The organism is Raineyella fluvialis (genome assembly GCF_009646095.1).
Lineage (GTDB): Bacteria > Actinomycetota > Actinomycetes > Propionibacteriales > Propionibacteriaceae > Raineyella > Raineyella fluvialis.
The window spans coordinates 2,335,543-2,354,539 of the sequence record NZ_CP045725.1 but is presented as its reverse complement, the minus strand read 5'-3'; the positions used below and the strand labels follow the sequence as shown (position 1 = coordinate 2,354,539).

Below are 18,997 nucleotides of genomic sequence, written 5' to 3'. Positions count from 1 at the left end.
GTCCGCGCGGAGCCGGGACCTTGGCCCGCGGATCCGGCGCCGGGGCACGTCGGGCGGCCTTCGCCCCAGCCGACGCCTTCGCCCCAGACGACGCCTTCGCTCCGGTCGGGCCCTTCACCGCCGTGCTGGTCGCCTTGCGCGGCGTACCGGGCGCCGGCGCCCCACCGGCAGCGGGGGCCGCGGACGCCGCGGGGGCGGCCGCCCCGGGCGCCTGCGGCAGTGTCAGCACTTCGCGGACGACCTGGTCGGCCCAGGCGAGCAGGTCACGGTTCTGCAACGGCCGCCCGCCCAGCGGGGAGGTGGCCGGACGCGGGATCAGCACCTGTCCGGCCGTGGCCTTGTAGGTGCTCTTCGGGTGCAGGCGGGCCAGCTTGAGTTGGCGCGACTCGGGCAGGCGCACCTCGGAGAACCGCACGTTCGAGCCCTGGACGATGACCTCGCGCAGCCCGGCCTCCTTGGCCCGCAGGCGGAAGCCCGCCACCGCCAGCAGGGTTTCGACCGGTTCCGGCAGCGGACCGTAGCGGTCCTGGAGCTCATCGCGGACCTCGTCGAGATCGGCGTCGGAACGCACCTCGGCGATGGTCTTGTACATCTCCAGCCGCAGCCGCTCCGAGCTGATGTAGTCCTCGGGCAGGTGGGCGTCGACCGGCAGTTCGATGCGCGTCTCCTGCTCGGCCTCCTCGGCCGTGTCGCCGCGGTACTCGGCCACGGCCTCGCCGACGAGACGTACGTACAGGTCGAACCCGACGTCGGCGATGTGCCCCGACTGCTGGCCGCCGAGCAGGTTGCCCGCGCCGCGCATCTCGAGGTCCTTGGTGGCGATCGCCATGCCGGCGCCGATGTCGGTGTTCGCGGCGAGAGTGGCCAGCCGGTCATGCGCCTCCTGGGAGAGCGGCTTGTCCGGCGGGTAGAGGAAGTAGCAGTATCCCCGCTCACGGCTGCGTCCGACGCGTCCACGCAGCTGGTGCAGCTGGGACAGGCCCATCTGGTCGGACCGCTCGACGATCAGCGTGTTGGCCGTGGAGATGTCCAGACCGGCCTCGACGATCGTGGTCGCGACCAGCACATCCGCGCGGCGCTCCCAGAAGTCCAGCATCACGTGTTCGAGCTGGCGCTCCCCCATCTGGCCGTGCGCGGTGACGACCCTCGCCTCGGGGACCAGTTCCCGGATCCGGGCCGCGGCCCGGTCGATGGTCTGCACCCGGTTGTGGACGAAGAAGACCTGACCCTCCCGGAGCAGCTCGCGCCGGATCGCCGCGGTGACCTGCCCCTCGTCGTACGCGCCGGCGAAGGTGAGCACCGGGTGGCGCTCCTCCGGCGGCGTGGCGATCGTCGACATCTCCCTGATGCCGGTGATGGCCATCTCCAGCGTGCGCGGGATCGGCGTGGCGGACATGGCCAGGACGTCGACGTTCATCCGCAGCTTCTTCAGCTGCTCCTTGTGCTCGACACCGAAACGCTGTTCCTCGTCGATGATGACCAGCCCCAGGTCCTTGAAGACGACCTCCTTCGACAGCAGGCGGTGCGTTCCGACGAGGACGTCCACCTTGCCGGCCGCCAGGTCGTCCAGCACCTCGCGGGCCTGCTTGTCGGTCTGGAACCGGGACAGCGCCGCCACCCGCACCGGGAAGCCGGCGTAGCGCTCGGCGAAGGTGTTGTAGTGCTGGGTGACCAGCAGGGTGGTCGGCACCAGGATGGCCACCTGCTTGGAGTCCATCACCGCCTTGAACGCCGCCCGGACGGCGATCTCGGTCTTGCCGTAGCCTACGTCGCCACAGATCAGCCGGTCCATCGGGACGGTCTGCTCCATGTCCCGCTTGACCTCGTCGATGGCCGACAACTGGTCGGGGGTCTCGGTGTAGTCGAAGGCGTCCTCGAGCTCGCGCTGCATGCTGGAGTCCGCACTGAACGCGAACCCCTTGGCAGCCTGCCGGGCGGCGTAGAGGCGGACCAGCTCCCCGGCGATCTCCTTCACCGCGGAGCGGGCCCGCGACTTGCGCTTGGCCCAGTCGGAGCCGCCCATCTTGTCCAGGGCCGGCAGCTCGCCACCCACGTAGCGGGTCACCTGGTCCAGCTGCTCCATCGGGACGAAGACCCGGTCGCCGGGCTGGCCCTTCTTGCTCGGCGCGTACTCGATGACCATGTAGTCGCGGGTCGCCCCGGCGACCGTACGTTGCATCATCTCGACGTAGCGGCCGACGCCGTGGTGCTCGTGGACCACCGGATCGCCCGGCTTCAGTTCCAGCGGGTCGATCGCCTTGCGGCGCCGGGCCGGCATCTTCCGCTCGGCGCGGTCGGTCTGCGCCTGGCCCGACAGGTCCCCGGCCGTCCAGACCGCCAGCCGTACGTCGTCGGCGAGGAAGCCGTGGCGTACGCCGGTGGTGACCAGTTCGACGACATGCTCGCGCGGTGGCTCGGTGACGTCCTCCACCACCCGAGCCGCCACGTCGTGCTCGCCGAGCAGTTCGGCGAGGCGCTGGGTGGTGCCGTGGCCCTCCGCGGACATCACGACCCGCCAGCCGTCCCGGACGGCGGCGGCGATCTCGGCGACCGCCCGCTCGGTGTCACCGGCCCAGCTGTGGGCGTCCCGGGCCCGGATCGTCCGCACCGGCGTGGCGCCGGCCTGGATATGGGCGAGCGCGTCCGCGGCCGCGTCGCGGTCCTCGTCGGGTCCGACGGCGAACGGGGAGATCGTCCACCAGGACTGGCCCAGTTCCAGGGCATGGGCCCGCACCGCTCCCAGCTCCTGGTAGGAGGATGCGCGTAGGTCGATCGGGGCGGTGCCGCCGGAAGCCGCTGCGGCCCAGCCGGCCTGGAGGAACTCCTCCGACGTCGTGACGAGGTCGGCGGCGCGGGTGCGGACCAGCTCGGGATCCGCCACCAGCACCAACGTGTCGGAGGGCAGTACGTCGAGGAGCAGCTCCATCCGGTCGACGAGGGCCGGGGCGAGCGACTCCATGCCGTCGGCCCCGAGTCCCTGGGCGATCCGGTCCAGCATCTCGGTGAGTTCGGGGTGGTCGGCGATCAGGGCCTCGGCGCGCGCCTTGACGTCCGCCGTCATCAACAGCTCACGGCAGGGGGAGCAGATGACCTCGTCGAGGACGCGATCGGTGGAGCGCTGGTCGGCGACCATGAAGTAGCGCAGGTCCTCCACCGTGTCCCCGAAGAAGTCGATCCGGACCGGATGCTCGTGGGTCGGCGGGAAGACGTCGACGATGCCGCCGCGGACGGCGAACTCCCCTCGCCGCTGGACCATGTCGACGGGCAGGTAGGCGGCGGCGACCAGGGCCTCGGCGATGGCGTCGATGTCGTGGTCCTCCCCACGGCGCAACCGGACCGGGGCGATGTCAGCGAGCCCGGCCACCTGGGGTTGGAGCAGGGACCGGACCGGCGCGATAACCACCCGAGGAGCCGGCTGCGGGTCGTTGCCCGCCAGCCTCCGCAACACCTCCAGGCGGCGCCCGACGGTGTCGGAGCGGGGGCTGAGCCGCTCGTGCGGCAGGGTCTCCCAGGCGGGGTAATAGGCGGCGACGTCATGGCCGAGCAGAGCCTGCAACGCGGCGACCTGCTCCTCCGCCTCGCGGTAGGTCGCGGTGACGAGGAGGAACGTACGCTCGGTCCGCCGCACCAGCTCGGCGGTGAGGAAGGCCCGGACGGACCCGGGGGCGGTGATGTCACAGGAGTGCAGGACGCCGGTGCGCGCATCCGACACACATTCCGCGACGACGGGATCGGTGCCCAGGAGGTCGAGGATGCCGGCAAGCCTGCCCGTCACGTGTTCTGTCACCGCACCACGGTAGCGCGCACCTCCGACGTCGCTGCCCCCGAGAAGGCCCCGACGCGAGACTCAGGCCCTGTCACCGCCATCGCCTAGGGTGAGGCTGTGAGCGTCCCTCCGCCGCCCGATCCCCACCGTCCACCGTGGCAGGGTGGTCCCGTGCCGCCTCCTCGCTGGGAGTTCGGCGAGTCCCCGTGGCCCTATCGGCCGGCTCAGGTGCGGATGGTCCGCCGGGCGGGGGCCCCGCTGGCCGGCATCATCCTCGCGGCGATCGGTGCCGCCTTGGTCGTCTTCCTGGCCCTGTCGGGTGCGACGTCGCTGGGCACGTTCCTCGGCGGCGCCGTGCTGGCGACCGTCGGTGCGGTAGTGGTCATCGCCTGCTACCTCTGGCTCGACCGCTGGGAGCCCGAGCCCGCGGGATACCTGGTCTGGGCGTTCCTCTGGGGCGGTGGCGTGGCCACAGTCGGGGCGATGCTGATCGAGCACGGCCTGTCCACCTTCGTCTTCGGTCAGGTCGACGTCCTCTCGGCGGCCGTGGGGGCCCCACTGGCCGAGGAGGGGCTCAAGGGCGCGTTCCTGCTGGTCATGCTCAGCGGGCTGCGCCGACGCGAGATGACCTCGCTGACCGACACCTTGGTCTACGCGGGGATGTCGGGCATCGGCTTCGCCTTCGTGGAGAACCTGCTCTACTTCTCCACCTCCGAGTCCCTCGGGCAGACGACGTTCATGTTCTTCGCCCGGATCCTGATGGGTGCCTTCGCCCATCCGCTGTTCACCACCCTGACGGCACTCGGCGTCCATGCCTCCATGCGCCAGCGCTACGGCGGGGCGAAGGTGACGCTGGTCCTGCTCGGGTACGCGGGAGCCGTCCTACTGCACGCCCTGTGGAACTTCTCGTCCTCGATCAGCATCATCGCGTACGTCGCCACCTATCTGGTGGTGATGGTGCCCGCCTTCGTCGTCCTGTCCCGCCAGGCGATCCGCTCACGGCGCCTGGAGGGCATGGTGGTCCGCCGGGAGCTGCCCGAGATGGTCTGGACCGGACTGATCAGCCCGGAGGAGGCGGGTTGGCTGGGCTCACTCCGTACGCGGGCCGCCCGCACCCGGGGTCTCCCCCGCGAGGAGGCCAGGGCGGTCGCACAATTCGCTGATGCGGTGACCGAGTTGGCGTTCGTCCGCGACCGGATCAAACGGGGGTGGTCGACGCCGGAGTTGCAGGCCCATCAGGCGGAGCTGGCGGTGTTCGTCGCCGACCTGCATGCCGCGGCGGCGCCGGTGATCGCTCCGTTGACCGGAGGGATGCCCGTGGTCCGGCCGCAGGCGCCGCCCCCGGACGCGCCGCTGCCGTTCGGGGCCGGGCCGGGCCGCCCGTACTAGCGGACGGCTCACCCCTCGTTGGTGACCCGCTCACCGGCGCGTACCGCGACCGCCTTCCACTGGGCATCGCTGAAGTCGAAGGAGCTTCCGGTGGGCGCCAGCAGGTAGACCACGTTCCGGTCGAGCTGGACCAGGGCGAGGCGGTACTTCTGCCTGGCGTTCGGGTCGACCTGCTGGGTCACGGTCCAGGTCCGGCCGGAGAGCGTCGCGTTGCCGGCCTTCAGGTCGATGGTGTCCCCCTTCTCCACCTTCGCCGTCGGGATGCTCGTGGCACAGCCGTCGATGGAGGCGCCGACGTCCTTGGCGAGGGCGTCCGCCCCCTTGCTGTCCGGGAAGGCCAGAATGTACTCGTCGACGCCGAAGCCGCCCTGGGGTGCGGCGGCATCGTCCTTGAGCAGGTAGCTGCGATGCCTGCGGTCCTGTGGTCCGGGGACTGTGGCCAGGTTCTTGCCCTCGCACTGGCTGCCGAAGAAAGGGAACGAGGTGGAGACGTCGGTGCCGGCCCACCGGCCCGTCGTCGCCGTGATCCGCGGGAGGTCGCCCGGGGCGAGGAACTGCGGGTCCAGAGCCGTCCTGGGGGGAACCCCGGGGCTGGCGGAGGGGTTGTCCGGGCAGGTGCCGGCCGCGGGTGCGCAGGCGCGGCCGATCACGGCGGCGAGCAGGCCCACGATCCTGCCACCGTCCGGGGAGACGCTCGGCTGGGAGGCGTCGAGGATGTGCAGGACCTTGCCGGTTCGGCCGACCTGCACCGTGTGGTGGACCGGGGACTTGTCCTGGATGATCGCGGACACACCGGCTGCGGCATCACCGGCTCCGGTGACGTTCCAGCCACGCTCCAGCAGGGCGCCGGGCTGGTCGCAAGCGCCCATGTGGCGGAGCAGGACGTCGGCCGTCGACGCGGCCTCGGTGTCCGAGGCGAACTGCATCGCCACGTCCAGGACATAGCTGTCCTGATCCGGGCCGCCCTGGAACCTGCGCACGGCTGCCGCCTGCGGCGTCGGCAGGCTCGGGTCGCTGAAGGCCAGGCACACCGGGGCGGGAGTGTCGGACCCTATCCAGTCCTGGCTGAGCGTGGATGTCCAGACCGTTCGGGTGTCGAGCTGGCGGACATCATCGACGGTCAGCATCGAGGGCACCAGGATCTGGGCCGCCCCCACGGAGGAATGCTTCGATCCCGTGCCGAGAAACCCGCCGCGCAGGAGCACCGTGGCGAGGACGACACCCACCACGAGCACGATCGCCACGGCGCCGATGATCCTTTTGCGTCGGCCCGCAGGAATCGCCAGGTGGGGGTGTTTGCGTACCGAGGTCGTGGCAGGAGGGCTGGTGCCCGTCCGCTCGGCTCCCGCCTCCGCGCCGAGCGCCGCGCGGGCGACGGCAGCGATCCGGGGGATGTCGTTGTCGGCGACGGCCGCCAGTTCCCTGGTGGCGGCCAGGGTCTGGGCGGGCTCTCCTGAGGTGAGCCAGCGCCCGAGGGTGTGCACCGCCGCTTCGCGGACATCGGGAAGCGGGCTGTCCAGGGCGGTGCGCAGGGCGTCGGGAACGGGCGCGGGGCTGATCGTTCGTCCCGCAGGATTGCGGGCCAGCAGGATCTCCCCCTCGCCGCCGGAGAGCCAGCGCTGGGGTGTCTGGGCAGCCCCCGAGGCGCGGACCCGGCCGTAGGCATAGCCGTACGCCTCGTCGACACTGATGAACCCGTCGCCGTCCGCGTCCGCTCCACCGTCGCGCAGGCCCGCGACCAGGGCGGCGGTGAAGACCGATCCCGGCGAGGGCTCCGCCGACGCGGCGCGGGCATCGGCCGTCGACTCAAAGGAGTACTCCCGGTCGTTCGAGGCCGTGAGCACCGCCCTGCCGCGGCCGGACTGGGCGAGCTGGTCCAGGCCGAGGGCCTCTTCGCCCTTGGCGGCGCGGGCGAACGCACCGCTGAAGCAGCAGTCCAGGACGAGCACCTGGCGCCGGGCCCGGCAGTCGTCCATCCGTTCGTTGACCCACTGCGAGTCCACACCCGTCGAGGCCAGCCTGGTGCGCACCGTGTCCGTGGCCGCGAAGTAGAGACGACGATGCGCATCGATGACTCCATGGCAGGAGAGGTAGACGACGACCAGCTCGTCGGGTCCGCGATTGGCGAGGAAGTCCTCCACCGCGACGCGTACGTCCTGGGCCGGACGGTCCATCACTGTGGTGACCTGGAAGCCTCCGATGGTCGGGTCGGCCAGGACCGCGGCCAGGTCGGCTGCGTCAGTGGCCGGGGCACGCAGCCGACCCAATTGCGGATCCTGGTACGTCGTCGTCGCGACGACCAGCGCCGAACGCGCTCCCGCCGGCAAGGCAGGTGAGGGGATCGTGACCCTGGCCGCAGTCATGGTTCAGTCGATTCCGCGTGTGACCGGACGCTGGCCGTGCCGGCCGGGGCAGGCGCCGCAGCCGCCGCGTCAGTGGGGTGGCGCCTGACGGCTGAAGAACTCATTGACGATCCGTGACTCGAGCTCGGCGCTGGCACCGGTGAGTTTGAGCGTGTTGCCGTCGAGAGTGAGCTCCACGGTCCTGCCGGTGCGGCCCGCCCAGGCGGAGACGGCGTTCACCACCGCCTTCAACCCCTCCGTGCCCAGATGCACGGAGAGCCAGCCCGCCATCGCGAGGAAGATCCCCTTCGAGCCTTCGGGCGCCATATCCTCGGCCAAGGGTTCCACCGAACGGACATCAAGCTCCGACAGGTCCTCCTGGAGGATCCCGGTCAGCTCCCGGAGCTGTTCCTCATCGTCATCCACGTCGGCGATGACCTGCAGCACGACCACGTCGCTGCCAGTGGGTCCGGTCATCATGGCCACCTCCGGTTCAGATCCCTTGCTGGGATTCTCTCAGGCGGCGCAGACACATGCCATAGGCGAAAGAGGAGGGCCGTACGAGCCGAGTCAGCACGGCCGGTTCACCCGACGGCGCGGACTCAGGAGTTGTAGCGGTTCTGCGCCGCGGGGAGACCGTCGGTGAGCAGCGTCTCCACGGCATCGGCGGCACGGGCCACCTCGACGGCGACCACGTCCCGCTGGGAGGCGGGGAAGGACGACAGCACGAAGTCGGCCGGCGCCTGCCGCCCGGGTGGCCGCCCGATCCCGAAGCGGACCCTGAGGAAGTCCCCGGAGTGCAGGTGGGCGCGCATCGACTTCAGGCCGTTGTGACCGTTGTCGCCGCCACCCTTCTTGAGCCGCAGCTGTCCGACGTCGAGATCCAGCTCGTCGTGCACGGCGACGATCTCGGCCGGCGCGACACCGTAGAACGCGGCGAGCCGGCCCACGGCGATGCCGGACTCGTTCATGTACGTGTGGGAACGTACCAGGGCGACCCGGACGGCGCCGGGGCCGGGGATCCCCAGTCCGACGGCACTGATCCGGGTCTCGGCGACGTCGGCCCGCATCTTGGGGACCGACTTGAGCGCGACGTGCGCACGGCGGGCGAGTTCCTCGACGACCATGTAGCCGACGTTGTGCCGGGTGTGGGCATAGGTGGGGCCGGGATTGCCGAGCCCCACCACCAGCCACATGTCGTCAGTCTTTCAGATCGAGGTCACTCATCCGTCCGCGCACGTCGCGGTCGGGTCACTCGGCGGCGGGAGCCTCGGCCTCGGCGGCGCCCTCAGCGGGCTCCTCGGCCTGGATCTCGGCGTGGGCGACCGAGACGAGCACGTCCTCGGCGTCGCCGAGGTAGGTCACGCCCGACGGGAGCTTGAGGTCCGAGGCGAGCAGCTGCGCGCCAGCCTCCAGGCCCTCGACGGAGAGCTCGACGTCCTCGGGGATGTGGGTGACCGGGGCCTCGAGGCTGAGGGTGTTCTTGTCGACGACCACGGTGGTGCCGGTGGCGGCCTCACCGGTGACGAGGAGAGCGACCTCGACGACGACCTTCTCGTCGGCACGCACGGCCAGCAGGTCGACGTGGATCAGGAAGCCCTTGACGGCGTCACGCTGGACCTGCTTGGCGAGCGCCAGGCGGGGCTTGGACTCGCCCTCGATGTTGACCTCGAGGAGGGCGTTGTCGGTGCGCAGCGCCAGCATCGTCTCGTGGCCCGGGAGGGTCAGGTGGATGGGGTCCATGCCGTGGCCGTAGAGGACGGCGGGCACGAGGTTCTCGCGGCGGGTGCGGCGCGAGGCGCCCTTGCCGAACTCGTTGCGGACCTGGGCGGAGAGGGTGGCGTCAGCCATGGTGGCCTCCTGGTGTCGGGCCGTCCTGCGGGCGACCGGGATCTGGGTCTGCCGCCAGGGCCGGGACGTACGCGTCCACCGGCAGGCCGCGACCGGGATCAGACCCGGGTCAGCGACACACCACGTCGATCACGTTCGGCGTACCTGCGTACGCCTCCCCTCGCCGAGGCAACCCGACGATGCTATCACGTCACGCCGCTCACGAACGCGGCGAGCCCCGGTCGACGGATCGACCGGGGCTCGGCAGGACGCGACACTCCGAGGAGAGGTGCCGGCGTCGCAGCGACTAGCGGAACAGCTTGGTGACCGAGCCGTCCTCGAACACCTCGTGGATCGCCTGGGCCAGCATCGGCGCGATGGACAGGACGGTGAGCTTGTCCACCGGCACCTCCGTGCAGATCGGCAGCGTGTTGCAGACGATCACCTCTTCGAAGGCGGAGTCGTTGAGGCGCTGGGCGGCCGGGCCGGACAGCACCGGGTGCGTGGCGGCGGCGATGACCTTCTTGGCGCCGCGCTGCTTGAGCGCATCGGCGGCCTGGCAGATCGTCCCCGCGGTGTCGATCATGTCGTCGACCAGCAGGCACACCCGCCCCTCGACGTCGCCGACCACCTCGTGCACCGCCACCGTGTTGGCGACGTTGGGATCGCGGCGCTTGTGGATGATGGCCAGCCGGCTGCCGAGACGGTCGGTCCACATGTCGGCGAGGCGCACCCGACCGGCATCGGGTGACACCACGGTCATCTCGTCGGTGTCGTACTTCTGTGCAACGTACTCGGCGAGCACGGGCAGGCCCCACAGGTGGTCCACGGGGCCGTCGAAGAAGCCCTGGATCTGTGCGGCGTGCAGGTCGATCGACATGATGCGGTCGGCACCGGCGGCGGTGAACAGGTCGGCGACCAGTCGCGCCGAGATGGGCTCCCGGCCGAGGTGCTTCTTGTCCTGGCGGGCGTACGGGTAGAACGGCGCGATCACAGTGATCCGCTTGGCCGAGGCGCGCTTGAGCGCATCGACCATGATCAGCTGCTCCATCAGCGATTCGTTGACCGGGGCCGCGTGCGACTGGATCACGAAGGCGTCCGAGCCGCGGACCGACTCCTCGTACTGGACATAGATCTCGGAATTCGCGTACGTCACCTGGCGGGTGGGCACCAGTTCGGTGTCCATCAGCCGGGCGATCTCCTGGGCGAGCTCGGGGTAGGCCCGACCGGAGAAGAGCATCATGTTCTTCTCGGACGGCAGCTTGAAACCGCTCACGTGCTGGTCTCCTCGGAAGTGTCGGGGGTGCCGGCCCCCAGGGTGTGCTTACCGCCGCTCGGGCACACGGCGGATGCGCCGGCAGTGGCCGCTGCCGGCACGGGGTGTCGATCCTCAGTCAAGGCCGGAGCCACGCGCGCCGGAGGCATCCCCCGACGTGGCCACGTCCTTGGTGACGGTCGATCCGGCGGCGACGTACGCCCCGTCGGAGACCGTGACAGGGGCCACCAGCACACTGTGAGCGCCGATGAAGGCACCCGCGCCGACCCGCGTCGTGTGCTTGGACTCCCCGTCATCGTTCGCGACGATGCTACCGGCACAGAGCGTGGCGCCGGCACCGATCTCGACATCTGCCGCGTACGCCTGGTGCGCGATCGTGCTGCCTGCCCCGATCACCGCCCGCTTCGTCTCGACGAACGCGCCGAGTCGCACATCGACGCCGAGCTCGGTACCGGGGCGCAGGTAGGCGAACGGTCCGACCTGGCAGCCCGCGCCGACGGTGGCGAGGAGGCCCTGGGAGCGGAGGATCGTCGCCCCCTCGCCGACCTCGACGTCCTTCAGCGTGGTGTCCGGCCCGATCACGGCGCCGGTCGCGACGGAGGTCGCGCCGAGCAACTGAGTGCCGGGCAGCAGGGTGACATCGGGGGCGATGTCGACGGAGTCCTCGATCCAGGTCGTGGCCGGGTCGATGATCGTGACGCCGGCGAGCATCCACCGCTCACCGATCCGCCGGTTCATCTCCGCACCCATCCGGGCCAGCTGGAGCCGGTTGTTGACGCCCTCGGTCTGCCACAGGTCCTCGGTGACGTACGCCCCGACACGGCGGCCGACGGCGTTGGCGTGCGCGATGACGTCGGTGAGGTACAGCTCGCCCTGGACGTTGTCGGTGCGCAGGCTCGCCAGGCCGTCATGCAGGATGTCGGCGTCGAAGACGTAGATGCCGGAGTTGATCTCGTCCAGCGCCCGCTCGTCCTCGGAGGCGTCCTTGTGCTCCACGATCCGCGCGATGCCCGCGTCGTCGCCCCGCACGATCCGGCCGTAGCCGGTCGGATCCGGCACGTGGGCGGTGAGCACGGTGATCGCGTCCCCGGAGCGGCGGTGATTCTCGACCATCGCGACGAGCGTCTCCCCGCTGAGCAGGGGGACGTCACCGTACGTCACGACGACGATGCCGCTGATCTCGCCGAGCGGCGCCAGGCCGCACATCACCGCATGGCCGGTGCCCTTCTGCTCCTCCTGGACCGCGGTCACCACGGCGGGAGCGACCTCGCGCAGATGCGCCTCGACCTGGTCGCGCTGGTGGCCCACGACGACGACGAGGTGCTCCGGCGAGACCTGCTCGGCGGCGTCGATCGCCCAGGACAGCATGGAGCGACCCGCCACTTCGTGCAGGACCTTCGAGCGGGAGGACTTCATCCGCGTGCCGGCCCCGGCGGCGAGCACCACGACGGCGGCAACCTCACCGCCCACCGTTCCGTTGGTCGTCACGTCGTCACTCGCGGTCACCGTCATCTCCTTCGAAGGGGCATGGGCCACAACGTTCCCGGACTGACGCGATGGCTCCCCGCTGACGGGAAGGACCGCTGATCCGAGGCGGCACCACCCACCCTATCGCGCTCGCCATCCGGTCCATCGGGACGGCGACGGCGGTGGCGTTCGGTCGCGGAACATGCCGGACCAGTCCGGTTCATCGGTGGGGAGGTAGGGCCAGTCCGACCTTCGCAGCAGGGCACGCCGGGCGCGGGCGGCCTGGTCAGGGGTCATCAGGATGCCGATCAGGTCGTTGCCGCCGTTGATCGCGTACAGCCACTGGTCATGTCCCGACAGCTGCCGATTGACGAGGTCGAACAGGGCGTACGTGGCGCGTCCCCAGGCACCCTCGTCCGGGAGTCCGGGCCCGACAATCGGATACTCGATCCCCTGGCAGACCACCGTGTAGGCGGGGGCGTCCGGATCGATGATCTCGGTGATCTCCGCCGGGACGAGGCCGAGTCCGGTCAGGGCGAGAGCCACCTGGGCGTACGCCTCCCGCACCCCCTGTTCGGCGAGATCCTCGGCATCGAGCAGCATTGAGGCCTCGTTGTCGATCTCGCCACTGGGATCGTCCACAGTTCCTGTCATGGCCGACACCCTAGGTCCGGCGCCGCGGCGGACTCCAGATCCTCGCAGGACTATTTGTCGACGGGCCCGCCTGTGCCGGTCGACGTGGAGGCCGACGCATTCAGCCCGGAGAGGTTGGGGGTCGTCTGCAGCGCACCCTTGCCGTTACCCTTCGCCATCTGGCGGAACGCGTTCTCCATCACCCTCCGGACGAAGGTGACGGAGGCATCGGTGATGTTGTACTTGCCGTTCGGGCCGTTGAGCACCTTCACCCACATCATCGAGCCGGTGGCCCAGACCCCGGCCTTGCCGGTGGAGTAGTACGTCATGTCGGAGTACGTGTGCTTGTTGCTGCCGCAGGTCACCGGCGAATGGGCGGCCACGGTCAGCGCATCAGGCGTCCCCGGGATCGGGTAGGCGCGGTCGATCTCGATACCCACGACACCGGGGATCTTGTCCCCCTTCTTCACGCCCGTCCCGTCGAAGAGGGGGAACGTCGGGTCCTGGATGACCATGTCCCCGTACGCGGGGAAGCACTCGTAGAGCATCCCGGTGAGGGAGTTCTCGGGATGGGGATAGGGCTGGGACCTCCACATCACCGTGGTGTTGACCGCGTTCTTCTTCGGGTCGGAGGTGTTCTTGTAGCCGACGACGACCCGCCGGTCCCCCGTCTGGCCGTCCTCGAGGCGGACCCGCCAGTAGACGGCGTTCGCCCCCAGGAAGGCGAGCGAGGTGCCGCTGTCGCGGGCCTTCTCGACGGCGGTGCGCTCCGGCACCGTCCAGTACTCGTCGTGGCCCATGCTGACCATGCCGGACGCGCCATTAAGCAGATCCGGCTCGCGATCCAGGTCCACCGACGTGACGTACGCCAGGTCGACGCCGAGCCCCTCGGCGAGCTGGATGGGCGCGAGTTCGTCGCCGAAGAACTGCTGGGCGCCGTTGCCCTTCTGCGGCCGGTCGAAGCTGACCCGGGTCGAGCGCGAATCGCCGGGGCCGTCGTAGAGGGAGTAACCGCCCCAGTCGTTGTACGCCTGGTCGGTGATGACCGCGTTGACGATCACCAGCCGTCCGGCGGTGGACCTGCTGCGGACCGTCACCGGGACGTAACGCGACTTGCCTCCGGCGGTGAGCTTGAGCAGGTAAGAGCCCTCCGGCCAGTCGGTGGTGGCGACGTCGGTGGTCTTCGCCCACTTGGCGACGACCATGTGGTCGGCCTCGATCACCGGGTCGGGCTGCTTCACGGCCTTGATTGGCTGAGGCGCCTGCCAGACCAGCCGGGCGCCCGCCCCGCCGTACGCTCCGACGCGGTAGGCGGCAACGGCGACGTCGCCCAGGGTGGAAGTGACGAACAGGCCGAAGCTCTCCCCCGGGAGCACCGAGGTGTGGTCCGCGTAGCCGGCGAGTTGGGCGTCGCCGGCGACGGCGGAGCTGTCGATCTCCCAGTCACCGGTTCCCGGTTTCGCGTTCTCGGTGACGGTCCAGGGCTGAGTGGGGGTGGCCGTGCGCGATGCTGTCGACGGCGACTCCTTGGGACCGCGGGCCGGGCCGGCACAGGCCGATGCCACCAGGAGACAGGCGATCAGGGCAGCGGCCGCTGCGAGTGGGCGCCGCCGGCGCGATCGGGATCCCATGGGCGGGAGACTAGTGCCCGGAGGCGGTGCCGGCCCTGAGGTCGCGCCTCGTCCGGGCCGCTGTGTCGCCCCGGACTGGACCCCCGGCTCTGGACCATCGTCGGTGCACACCCGCCGCGGTTTCAGGGACCGGCCGCGGCCCCGATCAGATGCCGCGCGTCGGCGGGCCGCATGTGAATGCGAGCGCGGCGGCTGACGACAATCGCGGCGGCTGCCGCGGAGGGCGGCAGCGTCGAGGGCCGACAGCGCCAGCATCACGGGCATCGTGATGTGCATGGCTCCCCGGGCAGGAGTCGAACCTGCGTCGCTTGTCCTGATTCAAAGTCAGGCGGGCCCTGCCGGCAGACCAACCGGGGAACGGCGTGAACCGGTCACACTCTACGCAATCACTGGCCTGCCCGCATGCCGGCCCACGCCGCCTCCGACGGAGTGCCTGTTCCGAATCCAGCGGGCCCGTCGGCCGTGGTCTGAGAGACTGGGGAACGTGGCCGGACCCAGGATTCCCGCATCACCCGCAGCCGAGACCCCCGCAGGAGGAGGTTCCGCCTCCGCCACGGGTCGCGGCCGCGAGGGGCGCACGCGGATGACCGCCGCGCAACGGCGCGAGCAGCTCATCGCCGTGACCAGGGTGCTGTTCGCCGAGAAGGGGGTCGAGGGCACCACTGTCGAGGAGATCGCCGCCAACGCCCACGTCTCCAAGCCTGTCGTGTACGAGCATTTCGGCGGCAAGGAGGGGCTCTACGCGGTGATCGTCGACCGCGAGCAGCGCACCCTGCAGGAGAGCATCCGCGCCGCGATCGACCAGGCCAAGGGCGCTCGCCGCAAGGTGGAGGCCGGCACGCTGGCCCTGCTCGACTACATCGAGTCCAACCCGGACGGCTTCCGCATCATCTCCCGCGACGCCCCGGCCGGCTCGACCGGCACCTCGTTCGCCACGATCCTCTCCGACGTCGCCTCCCAGGTGGAGGACATCCTCGCGGACGAGTTCCGCCGCCGAGGCCTGAGGGCGGAGATGGCCCCGATGTACGCGCAGATGCTGGTGGGGATGATCGCCTACACCGGGCAGTGGTGGCTGGACGAACGCGACCCGGACAAGGCCACCGTCGCGGCCAACATCCTCAACCTGGCCTGGAACGGCCTGGCCCGGATGGTCCCGGTCCCCGGCCTCTACACTCCGGTCGACTGAGCGTCGCCTTCCGATACCCCGAATCGTCGCCCGGCGGCATCTTGCAGCGCCAGCCGGCGCAGCGCCAACAGCAACGGCTCGATCAGCACCGTGCCCAACACGACCTGGCGCACGGCCGCCTCCGGCGAGTTGTCCGGCACGGTGGCCACCTCCTCGACTGCCAGCCCGTGGAGGACCTCGGCGTAGCGGGCCACCCCACCCTCTAGCAGGGTGAGCTGCGCCTCGTCGATGGCATCCAAGGCCGCGGCCAACTCACCGATCGCCGCACCGCTCTCGGCGATCGACCACCCCAACGCGGTGACCATACGACGCGCCCCGGCGTCGTCACGACTCCGGGCGGCGCCCTCCGCCTGCTCCATCGACAGGGCTTCGGTCGCTCTTCCCAACAGCTCCAGGGGCGACTCGGGCGGATCGTCGATGGCCTCGAGCACGGAACGTACGGCGGCGATCGACAGACCACCGGGCCCGACCAGCGCGCGGATCAACCGGAGGCGCGACAGGTGGCCCTCGTCGTACTGGGCCTGGGTAGCCGACGTCAGCCGCCCCGCAGGCAACAGCCCCTCTCGCAGGTAGTACTTCACAGTCGCCGTGGGAACCCCACCCAGACGGGACAACTCAGAGATGCGCATCGGGCTCCTTGCCGGACCAAATGGACACTGCTACTCTCCAATATTAGGAAGTGTTGGTTTCTAATCTAGCGGAGGAGTCCGCGATGTCCGTCAACACCACGGGTCGGATGACCCACGACTACGACGGGGAGCTCGTCGTGTTCCTGATCGGCATGACCATCAACGCCTGGTGGCGGCCTGATCGATGGCTGCCGGTCTTCCTGGCGATGCCCCGGATGCTGCGGGAACTGTCCGAGGACGACGACTCAGGCCTCCTCGGATACCGGCTGGTCGTCGACCCCCGCGGCCCATGGCTGGTGCAGTACTGGAACAGCCTGGACAGGCTCTACGCCTACGCGAGTGATCCCACCGCCTCCCACCGACCTGCCTGGGCGGCGTTCAATCGCCGTGCCCGCACGGCGAGGGGAGCGGTGGGCGTATGGCACGAGACGTTGCCGGTGACGCACGCGGAGTCGATCTACGTCGACACTCCTGTGCAAGGACTGGCCCGGGCGACCGGGGTCCGCCCCGTCACTCGACGCCTCGACACCGCCCGGCAGCGCATGGGCCGGCCGGCCTGAGCCCTAGGCCGCCGGACCCGGCCGCTCCAACTCCTGCGCCAACGCCCGCAGCAGGTCGGCCAGGCTCGCCGCGTCCTCGTCCGACAGCACGCCGAGGATCGCCCGCTCGGCGGTCAGCAGGTCCACGAGGGCCCCGTCCACGGCCGTGAGCCCGGCGGGGGTCAGGGTGACGGCCACCCCGCGCCCGTCGTGGGGATCGGGCCCGCGGACGACAAGGCCCCGGGCGGCGAGACGGTCGATGCGATTCGTCATGGTGCCGGAGGTGACCATCGTCTCCTGTAGCAGGCGGCCGGGTGACAGCTGGTAGGGCTCTCCCGAACGACGCAGCGCCGCCAGGACGTCGAACTCCCACGACACGATGCCGTGCTCAGCGAAGGCGGCGCTCCGGGCGTGGTCGAGCTGCTTGGCGAGCCGGGTGACCCGGCTCAGCACCTGCATCGGCGCCAGGTCGAGGTCAGGCCGCTCGCGGCGCCAGTCGGCGATCAGCCGGTCAACCTCGTCCTGCATGCGGGAATCCTCTCGACGCGGGGGCGCTGACGACGTGCACGTCCCGGCCGAGCCCGCTCTGACCGAACGCCACCGCAAGCCGCGAGGCATCGGCCGCGTCGGCGGCCAGGAAGGCGCAGGTGGGCCCGGAGCCGGACAGCATCCGGCCGACGGCTCCGAATTCCCGACCGGCCTCGAGGGTGGTGGCCAGATCCGGACGCAGGTCGAGGGCGGGTTCGGCGAGGTCGTTACGGAGGGCCGCTCCGAGGGCGACCGGATCGCCGGACGCGAGGGCGGTGAGGAGACCGTCGGGGACGACTGGTGCCGGCACGCTCGCCGGCGGGTGGAGTTCGTCGAACCGGCGGAACACCGCCGGTGTCGACAGCCCGTCATCCGAGGTCACCAGCACCCAGTGGAAGAGGTGGTCGACGCGTACGGGTTGGAGGCGTTCCCCACGGCCGTGCCCGATGGCCGTCCCGCCGAGCACGGTGAACGGCACGTCGCTGCCCAGGTCGGCGGCGAGTTCGAGCAGCGCGTCGGTCGGCAGGTCGAGGCCCCACAGTCGGTCGCAGGCGAGCAGCGCCGCGGCGGCATCGGCGGAGCCGCCAGCCATCCCGCCGGCCACCGGGATGCCCTTGCGGATCATCAGCTGGACGCCCCGCCCCGGAGCGTACGTGTCAGCCAACAGCCGGGCAGCGCGAACCGCGAGGTTGTCCTCGGGGCGCCGACGAGGTCGGCTCCGGGTCCGTCGACGGCCACGGTGACGACGCCGTCCGGCGCCGGGGCCGCGCCCAGCTCGTCGAACAGCGAGACGGACTGGAAGACCGTGGCAAGGTCATGGAAGCCGTCGTCCCGCCGTGGCCCGACGCACAGGGCCAGGTTGATCTTGCCCGGGACCCGGACGCGGACGCACTGCGACTCAGCCATGCCGCGGCACCCGCTCGGCGATGGCGGCGAAGTCGTTGACGGTGAGGGTCTCACCGCGCGAGGTGGGGTCGAGGCCGGCCGCCTGCAACGCCTCGACGGCCGCGGCGGAGGACCCGAACATCCCGGCCAGAGCAGAGCGCAGCATCTTGCGGCGCTGGGAGAAGGCGGCGTCGATGACGGCGAACACCTGCTCGCGGGTCGCGGTGGTCTGCGGGGTGGATCGACGGGTGATCCGCACCAGTCCGGAATCGACGTTCGGCACCGGCCAGAAGACGGTCGGTGGCACGTTGCCCACCCGGGTCGCCTCGGCGTACCAGGCGACCTTGGCGCTGGGGACGCCGTACGTACGTGAGCCTGGCCCGGCGACGAGCCGGTCGGCGACCTCGGACTGCACCATCACCAGGCCGCGTTCGATCGAGGGGAACAGCGCCAGCAGGTGCAGGATGACCGGCACCGAGACGTTGTACGGCAGGTTGGCGACCAAGGCCGTGGGGGGTTCGCCGGGGAGAGCGGTCACCGCGAGGGCATCACCGACGACGAGGGTGAAGCGGTCCGCCTGGTCCGGGGCGCGTTCGGCCACGGTCCGCGGCAGCCGTCCGGCGAGCAGTTCGTCGATCTCGATGGCGGTGACCGATCCGGCCGCCTCGAGCAGGCCCAGCGTCAGGGAGCCCAGGCCGGGGCCGACCTCGACGACGCGGTCCTCGGGCTCGAGCGCGGCGAGCGCCACGATCCGGCGCACGGTGTTGGCGTCGGTGACGAAGTTCTGCCCCTTCGTCTTGGTCGGACGCAGATCCAGCTCGGCGGCCAGTGCCCGCACGGTGCTGGGATCCAGCAGTGCTGGCCCGGTCCGCGGCACGTCCCGCGCGCCCGGTGAC

At 70.7% G+C, this 18,997-nt stretch carries 16 protein-coding genes, 1 tRNA gene and 1 pseudogene; 3 read left to right on the top strand and 15 right to left on the bottom strand.

The genetic code is table 11. The annotated features are described in order from the left end of the window. Window positions 1-190: 190 nt before the first annotated feature. Window positions 191-3,787 (bottom strand): annotated as a pseudogene (gene mfd, locus Rai3103_RS10705) (transcription-repair coupling factor); the annotation flags it as partial. Between the two features lie 150 nt (window positions 3,788-3,937). Between mfd and Rai3103_RS10700 the strand changes: the two are divergent. Then, on the top strand, window positions 3,938-5,155 hold the full coding sequence (locus Rai3103_RS10700; protein ID WP_153572601.1) for a PrsW family intramembrane metalloprotease: 1,218 nt from the start codon (window positions 3,938-3,940) through the stop codon (window positions 5,153-5,155). 8 nt (window positions 5,156-5,163) lie between these two features. On the opposite strand, the gene Rai3103_RS10695 is transcribed toward Rai3103_RS10700, so the two are convergent. From Rai3103_RS10695 to Rai3103_RS10655, 9 genes are all read right to left on the bottom strand, one after another. After that, window positions 5,164-7,518 carry a caspase family protein gene (locus tag Rai3103_RS10695; RefSeq protein WP_153572600.1) on the bottom strand — a complete coding sequence of 785 codons (2,355 nt, stop codon included), beginning with the start codon at window positions 7,516-7,518 and terminating at the stop codon, window positions 5,164-5,166. A gap of 69 nt (window positions 7,519-7,587) precedes the next feature. After that, window positions 7,588-7,977: a hypothetical protein gene (locus Rai3103_RS10690; RefSeq protein WP_194793096.1), complete on the bottom strand. Its 390-nt coding sequence runs from the start codon at window positions 7,975-7,977 to the stop codon at window positions 7,588-7,590. Window positions 7,978-8,099: 122 nt separating this feature from the next. Further along, window positions 8,100-8,693: an aminoacyl-tRNA hydrolase gene (gene pth / locus Rai3103_RS10685; protein ID WP_153572598.1), complete on the bottom strand. Its 594-nt coding sequence runs from the start codon at window positions 8,691-8,693 to the stop codon at window positions 8,100-8,102. A gap of 55 nt (window positions 8,694-8,748) precedes the next feature. Continuing rightward, complete coding sequence (locus Rai3103_RS10680) at window positions 8,749-9,348, bottom strand: 50S ribosomal protein L25/general stress protein Ctc (protein WP_153572597.1); 600 nt, start codon at window positions 9,346-9,348, stop codon at window positions 8,749-8,751. Window positions 9,349-9,634: 286 nt separating this feature from the next. Further along, entirely contained in the window at window positions 9,635-10,603 is a 969-nt protein-coding gene (locus tag Rai3103_RS10675) for a ribose-phosphate diphosphokinase (protein WP_153572596.1), read from the bottom strand. Window positions 10,604-10,717: 114 nt separating this feature from the next. Continuing rightward, a complete protein-coding gene (gene glmU, locus Rai3103_RS10670; protein ID WP_153572595.1) occupies window positions 10,718-12,115 on the bottom strand; it encodes a bifunctional UDP-N-acetylglucosamine diphosphorylase/glucosamine-1-phosphate N-acetyltransferase GlmU in 1,398 nt (465 codons plus the stop codon). Between the two features lie 96 nt (window positions 12,116-12,211). After that, window positions 12,212-12,724 (bottom strand): hypothetical protein, encoded by a 513-nt coding sequence (locus tag Rai3103_RS10665; protein WP_153572594.1) that lies wholly within the window; start codon window positions 12,722-12,724, stop codon window positions 12,212-12,214. A gap of 50 nt (window positions 12,725-12,774) precedes the next feature. Then, on the bottom strand, window positions 12,775-14,334 hold the full coding sequence (locus tag Rai3103_RS10660; RefSeq protein ID WP_153572593.1) for a N,N-dimethylformamidase beta subunit family domain-containing protein: 1,560 nt from the start codon (window positions 14,332-14,334) through the stop codon (window positions 12,775-12,777). Window positions 14,335-14,609: 275 nt separating this feature from the next. Continuing rightward, window positions 14,610-14,691, bottom strand: a tRNA-Gln gene (locus Rai3103_RS10655). Between the two features lie 226 nt (window positions 14,692-14,917). On the opposite strand from Rai3103_RS10655, the gene Rai3103_RS10650 reads away from it, so the two are divergent. Next, window positions 14,918-15,520, top strand: a complete 603-nt coding sequence (locus Rai3103_RS10650) for a TetR/AcrR family transcriptional regulator (protein ID WP_153572592.1) — start codon at window positions 14,918-14,920, stop codon at window positions 15,518-15,520. On the opposite strand, the gene Rai3103_RS10645 is transcribed toward Rai3103_RS10650, so the two are convergent. Beyond that, a complete protein-coding gene (locus Rai3103_RS10645; protein ID WP_153572591.1) occupies window positions 15,502-16,149 on the bottom strand; it encodes a MerR family transcriptional regulator in 648 nt (215 codons plus the stop codon). The two genes, Rai3103_RS10650 and Rai3103_RS10645, sit on opposite strands and share 19 nt — an antisense overlap. 83 nt (window positions 16,150-16,232) lie before the next feature. On the opposite strand from Rai3103_RS10645, the gene Rai3103_RS10640 reads away from it, so the two are divergent. Further along, window positions 16,233-16,709, top strand: coding sequence for a DUF4188 domain-containing protein (locus tag Rai3103_RS10640; RefSeq protein ID WP_153572590.1), 477 nt, complete (start codon window positions 16,233-16,235; stop codon window positions 16,707-16,709). A 3-nt stretch (window positions 16,710-16,712) separates the two neighbouring features. Here Rai3103_RS10640 and Rai3103_RS10635 read toward each other — a convergent pair whose 3' ends face one another. Genes Rai3103_RS10635 through rsmA form a run of 4 tightly spaced genes read right to left on the bottom strand, consistent with a single transcriptional unit; the run spans window position 16,713 to window position 18,978 of the window. After that, entirely contained in the window at window positions 16,713-17,216 is a 504-nt protein-coding gene (locus Rai3103_RS10635) for a MarR family winged helix-turn-helix transcriptional regulator (protein WP_153572589.1), read from the bottom strand. After that, complete coding sequence (locus Rai3103_RS10630) at window positions 17,200-17,880, bottom strand: GHMP family kinase ATP-binding protein (protein WP_239022340.1); 681 nt, start codon at window positions 17,878-17,880, stop codon at window positions 17,200-17,202. Before Rai3103_RS10630 ends, Rai3103_RS10635 begins: the two co-directional genes overlap by 17 nt. Continuing rightward, entirely contained in the window at window positions 17,841-18,122 is a 282-nt protein-coding gene (locus tag Rai3103_RS17810) for a hypothetical protein (RefSeq protein WP_228488851.1), read from the bottom strand. The genes Rai3103_RS10630 and Rai3103_RS17810 overlap by 40 nt, the downstream gene beginning before the upstream one ends. After that, window positions 18,115-18,978, bottom strand: coding sequence for a 16S rRNA (adenine(1518)-N(6)/adenine(1519)-N(6))-dimethyltransferase RsmA (gene rsmA / locus Rai3103_RS10625; RefSeq protein WP_153573709.1), 864 nt, complete (start codon window positions 18,976-18,978; stop codon window positions 18,115-18,117). Before rsmA ends, Rai3103_RS17810 begins: the two co-directional genes overlap by 8 nt. Between the last annotated feature and the right edge of the window lie 19 nt (window positions 18,979-18,997).

What these genes read in the sequence shown, in the direction of transcription:
- Rai3103_RS17810 (WP_228488851.1), bottom strand. Translation starts at nt 18,122, where the DNA reads ATGGCTGAGTCGCAGTGCGTCCGCGTCCGGGTCCCGGGCAAGATCAAC.
- Rai3103_RS10695 (WP_153572600.1), bottom strand. Translation starts at nt 7,518, where the DNA reads ATGACTGCGGCCAGGGTCACGATCCCCTCACCTGCCTTGCCGGCGGGA.
- Rai3103_RS10665 (WP_153572594.1), bottom strand. Translation starts at nt 12,724, where the DNA reads ATGACAGGAACTGTGGACGATCCCAGTGGCGAGATCGACAACGAGGCC.
- Rai3103_RS10640 (WP_153572590.1), top strand. Translation starts at nt 16,233, where the DNA reads ATGTCCGTCAACACCACGGGTCGGATGACCCACGACTACGACGGGGAG.
- Rai3103_RS10690 (WP_194793096.1), bottom strand. Translation starts at nt 7,977, where the DNA reads ATGATGACCGGACCCACTGGCAGCGACGTGGTCGTGCTGCAGGTCATC.
- Rai3103_RS10680 (WP_153572597.1), bottom strand. Translation starts at nt 9,348, where the DNA reads ATGGCTGACGCCACCCTCTCCGCCCAGGTCCGCAACGAGTTCGGCAAG.
- Rai3103_RS10660 (WP_153572593.1), bottom strand. Translation starts at nt 14,334, where the DNA reads ATGGGATCCCGATCGCGCCGGCGGCGCCCACTCGCAGCGGCCGCTGCC.
- Rai3103_RS10645 (WP_153572591.1), bottom strand. Translation starts at nt 16,149, where the DNA reads ATGCGCATCTCTGAGTTGTCCCGTCTGGGTGGGGTTCCCACGGCGACT.
- glmU (WP_153572595.1), bottom strand. Translation starts at nt 12,115, where the DNA reads ATGACGGTGACCGCGAGTGACGACGTGACGACCAACGGAACGGTGGGC.
- Rai3103_RS10650 (WP_153572592.1), top strand. Translation starts at nt 14,918, where the DNA reads ATGACCGCCGCGCAACGGCGCGAGCAGCTCATCGCCGTGACCAGGGTG.
- pth (WP_153572598.1), bottom strand. Translation starts at nt 8,693, where the DNA reads ATGTGGCTGGTGGTGGGGCTCGGCAATCCCGGCCCCACCTATGCCCAC.
- Rai3103_RS10635 (WP_153572589.1), bottom strand. Translation starts at nt 17,216, where the DNA reads ATGCAGGACGAGGTTGACCGGCTGATCGCCGACTGGCGCCGCGAGCGG.